At 50.9% G+C, this 14,629-nt stretch carries 12 protein-coding genes; 6 read left to right on the plus strand and 6 right to left on the minus strand.

Annotation, left to right across the window (positions count from 1 at the left end; translation table 11 throughout):
- The 4 genes from Q0Z62_RS04470 to Q0Z62_RS04485 form a co-directional block, all read right to left on the minus strand.
- The coding region (locus Q0Z62_RS04470) for a VOC family protein (RefSeq protein WP_298051328.1) at positions 1–1,028 on the minus strand (1,028 nt) is incomplete at its 3' end.
- On the minus strand, positions 1,025–4,126 hold the full coding sequence (locus Q0Z62_RS04475) for an FAD-binding and (Fe-S)-binding domain-containing protein (protein WP_298051332.1): 3,102 nt from the start codon (positions 4,124–4,126) through the stop codon (positions 1,025–1,027). The genes Q0Z62_RS04470 and Q0Z62_RS04475, both read right to left, overlap by 4 nt.
- 7 nt (positions 4,127–4,133) lie before the next feature.
- On the minus strand, positions 4,134–5,384 hold the full coding sequence (locus Q0Z62_RS04480) for an aspartate aminotransferase family protein (RefSeq protein WP_298051337.1): 1,251 nt from the start codon (positions 5,382–5,384) through the stop codon (positions 4,134–4,136).
- A gap of 103 nt (positions 5,385–5,487) precedes the next feature.
- A complete protein-coding gene (locus Q0Z62_RS04485; RefSeq protein ID WP_298051342.1) occupies positions 5,488–6,402 on the minus strand; it encodes a LysR substrate-binding domain-containing protein in 915 nt (304 codons plus the stop codon).
- Between the two features lie 116 nt (positions 6,403–6,518).
- Between Q0Z62_RS04485 and rsmB the strand changes: the two genes are divergently transcribed.
- The 4 genes from rsmB to Q0Z62_RS04505 are packed head-to-tail and all read left to right on the plus strand — an operon-like array spanning position 6,519 to position 11,460.
- On the plus strand, positions 6,519–7,862 hold the full coding sequence (gene rsmB / locus Q0Z62_RS04490) for a 16S rRNA (cytosine(967)-C(5))-methyltransferase RsmB (protein WP_298051346.1): 1,344 nt from the start codon (positions 6,519–6,521) through the stop codon (positions 7,860–7,862).
- Positions 7,863–7,886: 24 nt separating this feature from the next.
- Positions 7,887–8,480 (plus strand): DUF4390 domain-containing protein, encoded by a 594-nt coding sequence (locus Q0Z62_RS04495; protein ID WP_298051349.1) that lies wholly within the window; start codon positions 7,887–7,889, stop codon positions 8,478–8,480.
- Positions 8,480–10,771, plus strand: a complete 2,292-nt coding sequence (locus Q0Z62_RS04500; RefSeq protein WP_298051437.1) for an ATP-binding protein — start codon at positions 8,480–8,482, stop codon at positions 10,769–10,771. Before Q0Z62_RS04495 ends, Q0Z62_RS04500 begins: the two co-directional genes overlap by 1 nt.
- A gap of 20 nt (positions 10,772–10,791) precedes the next feature.
- Positions 10,792–11,460: a response regulator gene (locus Q0Z62_RS04505; RefSeq protein WP_269901167.1), complete on the plus strand. Its 669-nt coding sequence runs from the start codon at positions 10,792–10,794 to the stop codon at positions 11,458–11,460.
- On the opposite strand, the gene Q0Z62_RS04510 is transcribed toward Q0Z62_RS04505, so the two are convergent.
- Entirely contained in the window at positions 11,457–12,344 is an 888-nt protein-coding gene (locus Q0Z62_RS04510) for a methyltransferase domain-containing protein (protein WP_298051357.1), read from the minus strand. The two genes, Q0Z62_RS04505 and Q0Z62_RS04510, sit on opposite strands and share 4 nt — an antisense overlap.
- 46 nt (positions 12,345–12,390) lie before the next feature.
- Between Q0Z62_RS04510 and Q0Z62_RS04515 the strand changes: the two genes are divergently transcribed.
- Positions 12,391–13,161, plus strand: a complete 771-nt coding sequence (locus Q0Z62_RS04515; protein WP_269901169.1) for a ComF family protein — start codon at positions 12,391–12,393, stop codon at positions 13,159–13,161.
- An 8-nt stretch (positions 13,162–13,169) separates the two neighbouring features.
- Positions 13,170–13,640, plus strand: a complete 471-nt coding sequence (locus Q0Z62_RS04520) for a tRNA (cytidine(34)-2'-O)-methyltransferase (RefSeq protein WP_298051364.1) — start codon at positions 13,170–13,172, stop codon at positions 13,638–13,640.
- Here Q0Z62_RS04520 and Q0Z62_RS04525 read toward each other — a convergent pair.
- Entirely contained in the window at positions 13,637–14,629 is a 993-nt protein-coding gene (locus Q0Z62_RS04525; protein WP_298051367.1) for a tripartite tricarboxylate transporter substrate binding protein, read from the minus strand. The genes Q0Z62_RS04520 and Q0Z62_RS04525 overlap by 4 nt on opposite strands.

Below are 14,629 nucleotides of genomic sequence, written 5' to 3' on the forward strand. Positions count from 1 at the left end.
CTGAAATGCTTTTCTAGGGTCTGGTAGTAGCGCTGTGCATTGGATTCGGTGGGGGCGCCGCCCATCTCGTCGCGTGTGGCTGCCAATAGCTGGTCATACAGGTCACGACCTTTAGCCGTAAGGGCTGCGCCGCGCTGTTCAATTTCACCAAAGCGGGCGGTGTGGCTGCCTAAGTCTGCGCCGTCTTGGTCAGTAAAGCGCACAGATTCATTTAAGGCTTTAAAGCTTGTTTGGCGTAGCAAAATCGGGTGTTTACGGGTCGGAGGGCCTTCGATCACGGCTTTGGGGCTGATGCCACGCGCGGGCATTTGCGCTTGGACGGCATCAATGTCTAAGGTGCGCGGGGTCAGGTGGTTAATATGAGGGCCTTTAAAGGCCACCACGTCAGCAATCAAGCGGTGCTGGTCATGTAGGGCATCGTATTGCGCGCTGGTGACGGTGGCGTCGGTGTGCCAGCGGAATGTTTCTAGGGCTTCTTGTACAAATTGCTCTGCATCGGCGGCGTCTAATCCACCTTGTTGTTCGTGTTTTTCAATGAGGGCTAAGGCGCCATCGGTAAAGATGCGGCGGCGCGCTAAAATCGCGGCGGCTTCGTCACGTAGGGCTTCGTTATCAATCAGCTCTAGGCGCAATAACGAGGTAAAGACACGGAATGGGCTTTGTTTTAGTTCGTCTTCGTGCAGGGCTCTAAAGGCGGTGGAATGCACCGGCACACCGGCAGGGGCTAAATCGTAGTAACCCACCGGAAACATCCCCATCACGGCAAATAGACGGCGAATGGTGTGTAGTTCATTCGCTGTGCCTACCCGAATTGCCCCATGACGTTCTTCGTCTAAGCGCGCTAGCTCTTGGGTGTTGGCAAGGTGTTGATGCAACGCCGCGTCATTGTCTAAGCAGTGCTGGTTCACATCAGACACTAAATCCATGAGTTCACCATACAGAGGAACTTCATTTTTATACATGGCGGACATGGCGGCAGAGAACTGGGCGCGGATCTGGCTGGGGCTAACAAAAGGGGTGTTGCTCATGATGACAAAGTCTCCTCGGGTCGTAACAGACTACTGTGTTGTTTTAGGATGTGTAAGGGGTGTTGAATTTTTTGTTGGCTAAAGCGTTCAACTTGGCTGCGGCACGAGTATCCCGTCGCCAGCAGTCGTTCACTGGAGCCGTGGCGCGCCACGATGGGCTGCCATGATTGGCTGTAAATGGTGGCAGAGGTGTCGCGGTGCTGGCTTTCGTGACCGTAAGTTCCCGCCATGCCACAACAGCCGCTGGCAAGATTCACCAGATTTAACCCAAATAGGGCAAACACATCACGCCATAAAGCCGCCGCCTGTGGTGCGGTGGTTTTTTCTGTGCAATGCCCAAGCAGGTGATAGGTTTTTGCGGGGTCATTGCTGTCTGCGTGTGGGGTGATGCCTTGGGCGCTAAGCCAGTCGTGCAGCCATTCTTGGGGTAATGCGACGGTGGGTGCGGTCATTTCAGGCTCTAGGGCCTGTTTGTATTCCTGTCTATACACCAAGGTCATGGCGGGATCAATGCCCACCAGTTTGACGCCTTGTGCGCTAAAGCTCGTTAACAGTTTGGCATGGCGCTGGGCTTGTTTTTTAAAGGCATTTAAAAAGCCGTGGACTTGTAATGGCTTGCCATTGGGCATAAAAGGCGCAATAAAGATACGGACTTGCAGTTGATGCAAGAGGGCTAAGAAATCCTCCCAGACGGGGGTTTCAAAATAGCGGGTAAAGGCGTCTTGTACCAGTACCACACTGTTTTGCTTTTGCTCGGCAGTTAGGCTGGACAAGGCGTTAACGGTCGCCAGCTGCGCCCCATATCGGTTCAATAGCTGATCCCATTTGGTGTCGTGCAGTAACGGAATATCGCTCAGGCCAATCGTGTTCGTTAGCGCTTTTTGTAGCCAGTTTTGTTGCATCAGGCCGTTATAGACGGCTGGGGCTTTGGCGGCATAGGGCAGGGCGTATTCTAAGGACGCCACCGCATAGTCTTTGAGCGGACGCAGGTAGCGGCTGTGGTAGAGGTGTAAAAACTTGGCTTTAAAGTCAGGTACGTTGACTTTAATCGGGCATTGCCCTACACACGATTTGCAGGATAAACAGCCGTCCAAGGCCTCGTAGACCTGATGTGAGTAGTCTTGTTTTTTGTGACGTGGCGAGTTCCAGCTAAATCGTATTTTCTGCGCCAGTTGTTTGGCTTGGTTGAATACACCCGTGGGGGCGTGGTATTGGCTTAGGTCAACGCCCTGGTTATTTTGGAGGCGTAACCATTCGCGCACTGCCGAAGCGCGTCCTTTGGGCGAGTGCATGCGGTCGCGGGTGGCTTTCCACGATGGACACATGGCGTCGTCTAGGTCGTAGTTATAGCAGGCCCCATTGCCATTGCAGTACACGGCAGAGTCAAACTGTTGCCAGTTCGACGGTTGGATCTGGCGGTCAAAATCACCACGGAAGTCCACCTCGTCCACCGCTAATAGGGCGGCATTGGGCTGGGTAGAGGGGGTGGCAATTTTGCCCGGATTCAACTGGTTATGCGGATCAAACAGCGCTTTGATCTGTTGCAACACGGGGTAGAGTTCACCAAAAAATTTCGGTGCATAGCCAGAACGTAAGCCTTTGCCGTGTTCGCCCCACAGGACGCCGCCGTATTTATGGACTAGCTCGACCACCTTGTCGGTGATGGGGCGGATTTGCGCGGCTTGGTCGGGGTCTTTCATGTCTAAGGCGGGGCGCACATGGAGTACGCCCGCGTCAACGTGACCAAACATGCCGTAGCGTAGGTTGGCGGCATCTAATACCGCCCTAAACTCGACAATAAAGTCGGCGAGATTTTCTGGGGGGACAGCCGTGTCTTCGACAAAGGGTTGGGGTCGCACCTCGCCTTGGACATTTCCCAGTAAACCAACAGCACGTTTTCGCATGCCGTAGACGGTATTGACCTGTTTAGCGCCTATGGCTTGGGTATAGCCCAGACGAACTACGCTTTGGTCTGTGTCTAAGTGACGGATAAAGGCATCAACTTGTTGTTGTAGTGCGGCAATGTCATTGCCAGCGAATTCCACTAAATTAATGCCACGGGTGGGTGTGTTGTCTTTATTTTCAGGAAAATAGCTGGCTACGCTGAGCCAGACAATATCCTGTTGTGCTAATTCCAATACCGTTGAGTCCACGGTTTCGATGGATAGCGGTTTAAGCTCCATGAGTGTTTTAGCGTCACGTAAGGCCGCCTGAAAGTCGGCATAGCGCACATTGACTAAAATTTGCTCAGTGGGGATCGGTAGCAGATTTAATTTTGCCTCGGTGATGAATCCCAAAGACCCCTCTGAACCACATAACACGTTATTTAGGTTGAATTCGTCATTTTCCTTGATATGAGGTAGGTCATAACCAGTTAAACAACGGTTTAGTGGTGGAAAGGTGTCTTTGATGGCTTGGGCATGGGTAGTGACCAATTCATCAATCAGGCTATAGATTTGCCCGACGTCTTTATCTGCTTTAAAGGTCGGTAGTTCGTGTGTGTGGATAGCAAAGGTGTCTAAGACCTGACCGCCTAACAGCACGGTTTTTAGTCCTAGTACATGGTCTCGGGTTTTGCCATAGGTACAGCTGCCTTGACCGCTGGCGTCGGTGTTAATCATGCCGCCAAGGGTTGCGCGATTCGAGGTAGACAGTTCCGGCGCAAAAAACAAGCCATAGGGTTTGAGGGCCGCATTTAATTGATCTTTGACGACACCGGTTTGCACAATGGCGGTGCGTTCCCGCGCGTCAATATGCAAAATTTGATTCATGTGTCGTGATAGATCAACGATGATGCCGTCAGTTAATGATTGCCCATTCGTACCTGTACCGCCCCCGCGTGGACTTAATATGACGCTGCGGTAACGGTCTTGCGCTGCCAGTTGTGCCACACAGATCAAGTCTTCGGTGTGACGAGGGAAAATCGAGGCTTGTGGCAGGCGTTGATAGACAGAGTTATCCGTCGCAAAGACAACGCGTTTTGCGTAATCAGACTCGATTTCACCTTTGAAGCCTTGTTTTTTTAGTTCTACTAAAAAATCAGCATAAGAACGGGCTTCGGGCGTAGCAGGTACGGGTAGTAAGGCAATGTGTTTCATGGTGTCCTTAGCAATGGGCTAAGCAGGCCCCCAATATATCTAACCCTTGATTGAGAGTGTCTGCTTCGATGGTAAGCGGGGCTAATAGACGAATGATATGACGGTTAGCGCCGCTAGGCATTAATAGCAGACCCTGTTCACGGGCTTGATTGAGTATGTGGCTGAGTTCAGCAGTGCCGGGGCGACCATCGGGGTGGCAGAGTTCGATGCCGCGCATGGCGCCAATACCGGTTAATTTACCGACGATGGCGATGCCTTGGTCTTTCCATTGCTGGTAATGACGTAGCACGGTGCTTTCGTAGTCAGTGGCCCATTGATTTAGGCGGGCGTCGTCGCTGAGTAACTCAATAATTTGTAAGGCAGCAGCACACGCCACGGGGTTGCCTGAATACGTGCCACCTAAGCTGCCTTTGGGCATGCTGTCAAAGAGGTGGGCTTTGGCCATCATGGCCCCCAAGGGCATCCCCCCGGCGATGCTTTTACCTAATAATAGAATATCAGGTTCAATGCCTAAATGCTCAAACGCAAAGCGTTTTCCTGTGCGCCCAAAGCCGGATTGGATTTCATCCAGAATCAACACAATGCCATGCTGGTCGCAAAACTGGCGTAGGTAGGTGGCAAAGGTGGGGTCTAGGGCTTGGAATCCGCCGTCGCCCTGTACGGGTTCCACAATAATAGCGGCGACCTCATCAAAGCCAATTTCGATTTGGCCTAAACGCTGTAAGGCGGCAATAGCTGTTTGGGCGCTGACGCCGTTATCGGGGCTAGGAAAAGGGATATGAAAAACGGGGCCGGGTAAAGCCCCTAAACCGGTTTTATAGGGGGCGACTTTACCATTTAAATTTAGTGCGGCCAGTGTGCGACCGTGGAAAGCACCATCAAAGGCGATGACGGCAGATCGCTTTGTGTTAAAACGTGCCACTTTTAAGGCGTTTTCGGTGGCTTCAGCCCCGCTATTGGTCAGCATACCCATTAGGGGTGTTTGGGTAGGGATAAACTGCGCCAAGGCGTCCATCAACTGGCTGTAGGGCTGATGCGGTACGGCATTAAAGGCGTAATGCGTCATCTTTTGGGCTTGTTGAATGATGGCTTCCACGACCTGAGGGTGACAGTGGCCCACGTTCAACACGCCGATGCCGCAAATAAAATCAATGTACTCTCGACCAGCCGTATCCCAGACACGGGCATTTTTACCGTGGTCTAAGGTGATCGGGTGGACGATTGATAATGCGGGGCTAATTTGCGTGCTGATGGTCATGCTGTCTCCTGTGTTTTTATTCGGCTTCAACCAAAGCCGTCAGGCTAAGATCACACCAAAATTTCCCCTCTCTGGCAAACGAAATAAATGGATAAGATCATTCCTAAATGGAATGATCTGCGGGTTTGATACAGGGGTTCGCTTTGATCCAATGAATAAACTGACGCAGAGCAGGCTCATTGGCTTCGTGTTCGGCATAGGTCAGGTAATAAGAGCCTTGGCTGGCTAGCTCATAGTCCCAAGGGCGAACTAATTTGCCCTCAGCCAGCGCAGGGGCGGCTAAAAAATGCGGCACTAAGGCCACGCCATAACCACTTAATGCGGCTTGGATACAGGCAGACCAGGTAGCAAAACGTGGGCCGTGGTAGCTGTACGTGGGGTCTAAGTTCTGTTCTAAAAAGTATTGATGCCACGCACTGGGTCTGGAGCCACATTGGATTAAGGTGGTGGCTTTGGGGTGTGGGGTAGAGGTAGCCTGTAATTCGGGCTGTAGGTCGGGTAAACAAACGGCAATCATGCCCTCATCAAATAGCTTTAAGGCGTTGACGCCCTCCCAGTTGCCTTGGCCAAATAAAAAGGCCACATCACACTGGGTATGGATACGTTCTTGCGGTTGTAATAAATCCACAAATAGCAGTTCTATGTGCGGGTGCGATTGATAAAATCCACTTAGATAAGGGATTAGCCAATACGCCCCAAAACTCGGGTGTGCCGCAATGGTTAAGGTTTCTGTTTCGATGTCATGGCTGAGCATTTCCAAAGAGGCTTGTTCAATGGATTCTAAGATACGGTGGGTATGGACTAAATAGCGCGCTCCGGCTGGGCTAAGGGTTAAGCGTTTACGGATACGGCTAAATAGCTGTGTATGCAGGCTGGCCTCTAGCTGGGCGATTTGCTTGCTGACCGCACTTTGGGTCAGGTGTAGTTCTTGGGCGGCTAGGGTAAAGCTAAGGTGTCTGGCAGCCGCTTCAAAGCATTGCAGGGCCGTAATAGACGGGGTTTGGTGACGGCTAATCATGTTGGGTTTCCCATTTCTCTGTTCTATAAGGTCGTACCAATAGGCTAAATAATGCTAAAGTTAGTAGTGTTGCAGTTTTTGCCAAGTTGGCTCTCTTTTCGTTCTCATCTGTTCTCATGTCTACCGCCAACCAGCCCGCTTTAGCTCAGGTTTTGCTTGCCTCGGCTCATCATATTCATGATGTATTAAATGGGGCATCGCTAACCGAATGCCTTGCTCATACCCCACCAGCGGTGCGCGCCGCCGCCCAAGCCCACAGCTTTTATAGTTTGCGTCATTTAGGGCTCGCCCAAGAGCTACGTCGTTTAGTCGTACCTCGTCAGCCCAAAGATGCTCTATTTGATGCGTTGCTGTTGCAGTCATTATTGTTAGTTGATGTGGCGGTGCAGTTTCAGGCAGATAAAGACGCATTCGCGGATCGGCCCGACGCCCCTGTGTATTCGGTACATACGATTGTGGATCAGGCCGTAGAGGCGGCTCAGTCGCAGCCTGATATGCGTCAGTTTAAACCGTTATTAAACGCCGTATTACGTCGTTTTATTCGTGAACGGGCTGAACTCATTGAGCGTGCTTTACAAAAACCAACAGCCCGTTGGAATCATCCGATGTGGTGGATTAAAGCCATACAAAAATCCTACCCCCATGATTGGGAAAATATCTTAACGGTTGCCAATATTCCGGCTCCGTTGACGCTACGTGTTAATCAGCGTCGTTGCTCGGTTCCGCGTATGTTAGCCTTGTTGGAACAGGCCGATATTACGGCGTGGTCGCCCGGACATGATACGGTGGTATTGGCGCAAGCCAGGCCGGTTCATCAGATACCGGCCTTTGATTTAGGTTGGTGGTCGGTACAAGACGCCTCTGCACAAATTGCAGGCCGCCTCTTGCCTGTTACCGATGGGATGCGTGTCTTAGACGCTTGTGCCGCACCGGGTGGTAAAACGGCCCACTTACTAGAGCGTGCCGATGTGCAGCTGGTGGCGTTGGATTCAGATGCGCTTCGTTTGCAGCGTGTGACCGAAAACCTAGAACGTTTAGGTTTAAACAATGATCAGGTACAGGTAAAAGCCGCTTTTGCCCAAAATCTGGATGCTTGGTGGGATGGCGAGCTTTTTGACGCGGTATTGGCTGACGTGCCGTGTACCGCATCGGGGATTGTACGTCGTCACCCAGATATACGCTGGTTACGCCGCGATACCGATGTGCTAAAGACGGCGGCGTTACAAGCCGAAATTCTACAAAAACTGTGGTCGGTGGTTAAACCGGGTGGGCATTTATTGTATGTCACCTGTTCGATTTTCCCCGCCGAAGGCCAAGCCCAAATTGATCGCTTTATGGCTCGTCAAACCGATGCGGTTTTACTGCCTAGTTCACCGCGTCAGGTTTTACCCGCCTTAGACACACCCGATCAAGCCGGAGGGGATGGTTTCTATTATGCGCTGTTACAAAAGCGCAGTTAACGCTTAACGATACGTAGGTAACTCATGAGCTGGCTACGCATACTAAGATGGTTTTGTTTGTCACTGCTTTTTTATGGCAGTGCGTCCGGTCTTATTTGGGCCGATGCCACCGAGCCAGACTTGTCTGAAAAGGTCACGGCGGTTACGCCGACCATTGCAGATGGAAAGCTCTATATCAATGCGGATATTTCGTTTGAGTTATCCGACGAGATGCGAGAGGCAGCCCTAAAGGGCGTACCACTTCATTTTACAGCAGATGTGGAAATCAGGCGCAGCCGTTGGTGGTGGTTTGATAAAACAGAGGTCAAAGAAAGTCAGACATGGCGAGTGGTTTACAACGCCTTGACCCGCCAATGGCGAGTCGGGGCGGGTGATTTATTATGGCCTGAATCCTCCTTATCAGATGCGTTATACCCCATGCGTCATATCCGTAATTGGGCCGTGGCCTATGCCATTGATTTAGATCCGTCTCAACACTATCAAGGGCGTATCCGGCTGCGTTTAGATACCTCACTCTTAACTCGTCCTCTACAGGTCGATGCGCTAAATGGGCGCTCTTGGTCTTTGGCTACTCCATGGAAAAACTTCACCTTTTACGCCGACGAGCTCCAACCTTAGTGCGCTGGGCGCTACGTCTGGCCTTATTCGTAGCCGCCATCAGTGCGGTTGCGCTATTAGCCCTATTGGTTTGGTCAACCGCGAATGCGTCTCGTTTTGCACAGCACTATGACTTGCTGCTGGTGTTAAACATGGTGTTGGCGTTGGCGTTAATTTCATGGGTGCTGATCTTAATGCTGCGTCTGTGGCGACAAATACGCCGTCGCCAGTTTGGTGCCAGAATGACGGCGCGTTTTGCGTGGTCTTTTACGCTGATCGGCATTATTCCCGGTGCATTGATTTATCTGTTATCGGTGCAGTTTTTGTCTAAGTCCATCGAGTCTTGGTTTAATGTGCGTGTGGATACGGCCCTAGAGTCCGGTCTAAATTTAGGCCGTGCCGCCTTAGATCAACAGCTCGATGATTTAAAAAAACGTACCAAAGAGCTAGCCACTAATATCGAAGACAGTCAGGGCGATGTGGCCTTAATCCTCAGTACATTACGCGAAGGCTCGGGGGTCAGTGATGCCATGGTCTTTACGGCATCAGGGCGTTTGCTGGCTTTTTCTTCGTCAAATTATGCGGTGTTGATGCCCGATATGCCGCCGCAGCAGGTCATCAATCAACTGCGCGTGGGCAATGAGTACGCCGCCGCAGAGGTAGACGAATTCAGCGCCAATGAAATGGGGTTACGGTTACGGGTGGTGTTGCCGCTAAAAGGCAATGAAAACTCATTAGCACAGTATGGGATTAACCCAGATAAACGGTGGGTGCAGGTGATTCAACCTGTTCCCGAAAAACTAGCGCGCCATGCCAGTCAAGTCCAACAAGGGTACAGTGACTACCAAGAGCTGGCCTTATCCCGAGTCGGCCTACGCAAGCTCTACAGCCTGACCTTGACCTTAGCCTTAGTGCTGGCTGTGTTTGCTGCTGTCGCAGCAGCGATTGCTTTGTCGCGGCGTTTAGTGCGTCCGTTGTTAACGCTAGCTGGTGGGACGCAGGCTGTAGGGGTGGGTGATTACCGGGCGTTGCCTGAGCCTCCCGCCAATGACGAGGTAGGCCAGCTAACCCGTTCTTTTAATGCGATGACTAGACAGCTGGCAGAGGCGCGTCGTATGGTAGAAAACAACCGTCGCCAGCTTGAGCGCTCGAATGTGTATTTAGAGTCCGTTCTAAGCCATCTTTCGTCCGGTGTGCTGGTGTTTGACGAGGGCTTTAGACTGACACGTTTTAACGAGGGTGCGCAGCGTATCTTGCAGGTAAATTTAGCCGAACTATTAGGTCAGCGATTAAACCTTAATGATGCCGTCATGGATTTTGACCATCATATACGTGATGCATTTGCTTCTCATGTGGCGGTCGAGTCCGAACGCGAGCATTGGCAACAGCAGTTTGAGACACAAATTTCTACTTCACACGATGTAGAACCAACGACGATTACGTTATTAGCGCGGGGTACGTCTTTGTTTGTTGATGGTCAGCGCAATGGCTATTTGGTCGTCTTTGATGACATTAGTGATGTGATTTCAGCGAACCGATTAGTCGCTTGGGGCGAGGTCGCGCGTCGTTTGGCGCACGAGATTAAAAACCCCTTAACGCCTATCCAGTTGTCAGCAGAGCGTCTTGCGTTAAAATTAGTTGATAAACTAGACGAGCGAGACGCGGGTATGCTGACCCGTGCGACGAATACAATTGTGAATCAGGTCGCCTCATTAAAACAAATGGTCGAGGATTTCCGTGAATATGCCCGTACCCCACCTGCCCAGATGCAAGCCGTGGATGTGAATGCGCTAATCACAGAGGTACTCAGTTTATATGGGTGGGACCCGATAACCCAAACATCTGCTGAAAATCAGCGTGTGCAGTTACAAATCAGCCTGTATGATGGTCTACCTATGGTTGAGGGTGATCCTACGCAGTTACGTCAGATTATCCATAATTTGCTTAGTAACGCGACGGATGCCTTAGAACAGAACGAGACGCAGCAGAATCCCTGTATAGTAGTACGCACCAGCTTAACTCAGGCAGATAACAAAAATGCTCAGTCTGCGGTACGATTAGTCGTATCCGATAACGGGGCTGGCTTTGATGAGGCGATTTTGGCTCGGGTGTTTGAGCCATACATCACAACCAAATCAACAGGGACCGGTTTAGGTCTTGCTATAGTTAAGAAAATAATCGAAGAGCATGGCGGTAAAATTGATATAGCAAACCGCCAAGAAGGGGGCGCGCGTATATCAATTTTGTTTACGCGCCTAGCCAATACGACGCAAACACTGCATAATAAATCCGAGGGCAGTGATAATGCCTAAAAAGAACGTAGGGACGGGTTATGGCCAGAATTCTGGTAGTTGATGACGAAATCGGTATCCGTGAACTCTTGTCGGAAATTCTATACGACGAGGGTCACTCCGTAGAGGTGGCAGAAAATGCTGCTCAGGCACGCGAGGCGCGTTTACGCGGGCGTCCTGAATTAGTCCTGCTTGACATCTGGATGCCTGACACCGATGGTGTAAGCCTACTCAAAGAGTGGGCTGCCCAAGGTCTGTTAGACATGCCTGTAATTATGATGAGCGGGCACGCTACGGTAGATACCGCCATGGAAGCCACACGCATTGGGGCGGTGGACTTTCTCGAAAAACCGATTGCCATGCAAAAATTACTTGAGGCCGTTGCAACCGGTCTTGAGCGTACCGTGGCAGTTCCAAAAAACGTGGTGCAAAATGCGGCACGCACAAATCCAGCTACGCCCGCAATGGCTGCGCCGGTGGTGCCAACGCAGCCTCAGGATGAGTCCTATTTAGGCTCTATATCCCTAGAGCTACCGCTGCGCGAGGCGCGTGATGAATTTGAACGTATTTACTTTGAATACCATCTAGCCCGCGAAAACTACAGCATGACACGGGTATCTGAACGCACCGGTCTAGAGCGCACGCACTTGTATCGCAAGCTAAAACAACTGGGTATTGATGCGTCTGCGCGTCGCCGTCAGCAGTCTTAGTTTTTGCGTTTGATACTCGAAATAGGGATATGGATTTCATTACCCTGTTTTTGTATGGCGGTACGCCAAGCATGGCCGTAGGCCACCTCTATGCTTAAATGAATCGTGCCGTCCATGTGTCGTTGACTCTCCAGTGCTTGGATTAGTTTTAAATAGTCAGCGCGTCCAATGACCCGTCGGGCGGGGTGCGGGTTGCCGCCTAAAGCTCGTACATCAGCTAATAGACTTTCAGCCGATTTATAGGTCAGGGTAATGATTTCCTGATCCATGACGGGGTCACTGAAGCCATGCTGCAATAATAAATCCCCATAATCATGCATATCGACAAACTCCATCGTCGCGGTACGGATACCTGCGGCGTGTAGGGCGTTGCGTAATTCAATTAAGGTCGCAGGCCCAAATGTCGAAAATAATAATAATTTATCGGGGCGTAAAAGGCGGCGCCATTCTTCGATGACCGCATGTGGCTCAGGGTGCCAATGCAGGGCTAAATTCGACCAAATTAAATCAAAGGATTGGGCAGCTAGGCTCGTTTTAGCCATGTCGGCTTCTACGAATATCGGGGTTTTTTGCGTGGTTTTTCGCAATCTTTGCCATAGACTAGGCTGATGCGAGTGGCGCTGCTCTGCCACAGCAAGTAAGGCGGGACTGTGATCTACACCCACATAATCCATATCCACATATCTGGCCCGTAATGGGTCGATGGCGTGACCTGCACCGCAGCCAGCATCCAGTATTTGGGCGGGCTGTAGGGTCATATAGGACAGTCTGGACAGCATGCGCTGAGCAATTTCACCGTATAAAAATTGTGCCGCATCCAACGGAGCGCGACGGTTAAATTGCAGACGAACGTGATCGGGGTTGATGGGGCGCGATTGCGGCATGTAGAGGTCCACCTTTGGTTAACAAGCAAATACCTAAAGGCATATTATGGCTGATTTCCTATTCTCAAGCGAACGCTGGCATCCGTTACTTTGGTTAGATGCACTACGTACTCAGATACCCACGGCCTGTGTATTGTGTAATGGGCGCACTCAGGGTGGCGGGTTGTGCGTGGGCTGTACTGATGATTGGCATTATCGTTATAAACAGGTGCGTTGGCGTTGCCAAAGGTGTAAAGTAGCGCAATTAGGTGGTGTGGCGCGCGAAGTCTCTGAGTGCCAGTCGTGTCTAGATGCCCCCTTTGCCTTACAGCAGTTGGCAGTAGCCTTTGACTATATGATGCCTTTGGATAGTTTGATCTGGCGCTTTAAAGAGCGCCATCAATTACGACTGGCTCCGGTATTGGCTCGTATGATGTTGTTGTCGATTTTACGTGATGGTTGGGCATTGCCCCCAGACACCGTAGTGGCATATATTCCTTCACGTCAACATGCGTTAAATAAAAGGGGCTTTAATCCGGCTGCCGAGTTAGCTCGGTATGTAGCTCGGCCTTTGGGGTTGACCTTGGCGTATGGCGTCTTTGGTTTTCAGGATCACAAAGAGAGTAACGCTCAAAAACACCGCACCCAACAACAACGTAGGCACTATGCCCAGCACGCTTTTGTATGGCAGTCTGCGGATATTCCCTCAACGCTTTTGCTCGTTGATGATGTATTCACCACAGGCAGCACGCTGCATGGCGCGGCTCAGTGCGCTTTGCAGCAGGGCGTACAGCAGGTATATGGCGTAGCTTTGGCACGAGTGCCGTGGATAATGTAGTTCTTTTTATGTTTCATATTGTTTTAGTTTCCCCTGAAATCCCCCCCAATACCGGTAATGTGATTCGCTTAGCGGCGAATACGGGGGCGCATTTGCATTTGGTCGAACCGCTGGGTTTTAAACTAGAGGACAGCAAATTAAAGCGCGCGGGTTTGGATTATCACGAGTGGGCTCGTGTCCAGATTCACCCTGATTTACCAACCGCGTTAGCACAGATAGGCGCTGCCGCTGATCGTTGTTTTGCGATGACCACTAAAAGCTCTACGCTTATAGGTGGTCATGTATTTCAGGACGGGGATGTGTTTGTGTTCGGCTGCGAAACCGCCGGTTTAACCGTCGATCAGGTGGCCTTATTCGAGCCTAAACAACGGCTGCGTCTGCCCATGCTCCCAGAGCAGCGCAGCCTAAATCTATCCAACGCCGTCGCCATCACCGTCTTTGAGGCATGGCGTCAGTGCGATTACGTGGGTGGGGTTTAGTCTAGCGATAATTGTAATCGTTCGATGACTTTATCCCACTGAACTTTTTCATCCTTGATGCGTTCTGTCATGCCTTCAGGGGTAGAGAACTCAGGGGTGAAGTAAAGGGCGCGGATTCGCTCTTGGATTTCTGGGCGGGCTAAGACCTCTTTAGTGAGGTCATTTAATTTAGCGACGATTTCAGCCGGTGTGCCTGCGGGTACGAACAGGGCATCCCAAGAAATGGCCTCAAAGTCTTCAAAGCCAGCGTTACTTGCTACGGCAGGCATGCCAGGGACTAATTCGCTTTCTTCGAGGCTAGTCACTGCTAAAGCACGTACTTTACCTGAGCTAACCTGTGGCATGGCAATGCCTGGTACCATAAAAGCCCCTTGAATATCACCAGCAATTACGGCTGAAATAATTTGTGGAAAACCACTATAAGGGATATGGGCAAGCTCTATACCGGCTTGGTTTTCTAGCATTGCCATACTTAAATGAGACGCACTACCTGGGCCAACAGAACCGTAGTTAAGTCCCCCTTTTTCTTTTTTTGCTAATTCGATGAATTCTTGTAAGGTCGTAGCAGGAGAATTAGCTGGCACAATCAAGACGTTGGGGCTTGTACCCACCAAGGAAATGGGTTGTAAGTCCACTAACGGGTCATAACCTAACGATTTATACAGGGTGGGGGCAGTCACCATGGGGCCATTGATGGTCAATAACATGGTGTAGCCATCGGGTTTAGCCTTTGAGACATAGCGTGTTCCAATGTTGCCGCCTGCACCCGGTTTGTTTTCGACAATGATGGTTTGACCTAATTCTTTTGACATCGGCTCTGCCAGAGTGCGAGCCAAAATGTCTGGCGATGAGCCCGCAGGAAAAGGAACCACCATTTGAATGGTTTTAGTGGGCCAGTCAGCCGCAAGAGCTGAAGTGCTGAGGGCGACGGCAGCCAATGTACCGCCTAAGGCGACGGCTAGACGTTTTGGAAAAGAAGTAATACGCAT

This window comes from uncultured Paenalcaligenes sp., assembly GCF_947630565.1.
Classification (GTDB): domain Bacteria; phylum Pseudomonadota; class Gammaproteobacteria; order Burkholderiales; family Burkholderiaceae_B; genus Paenalcaligenes; species Paenalcaligenes faecalis.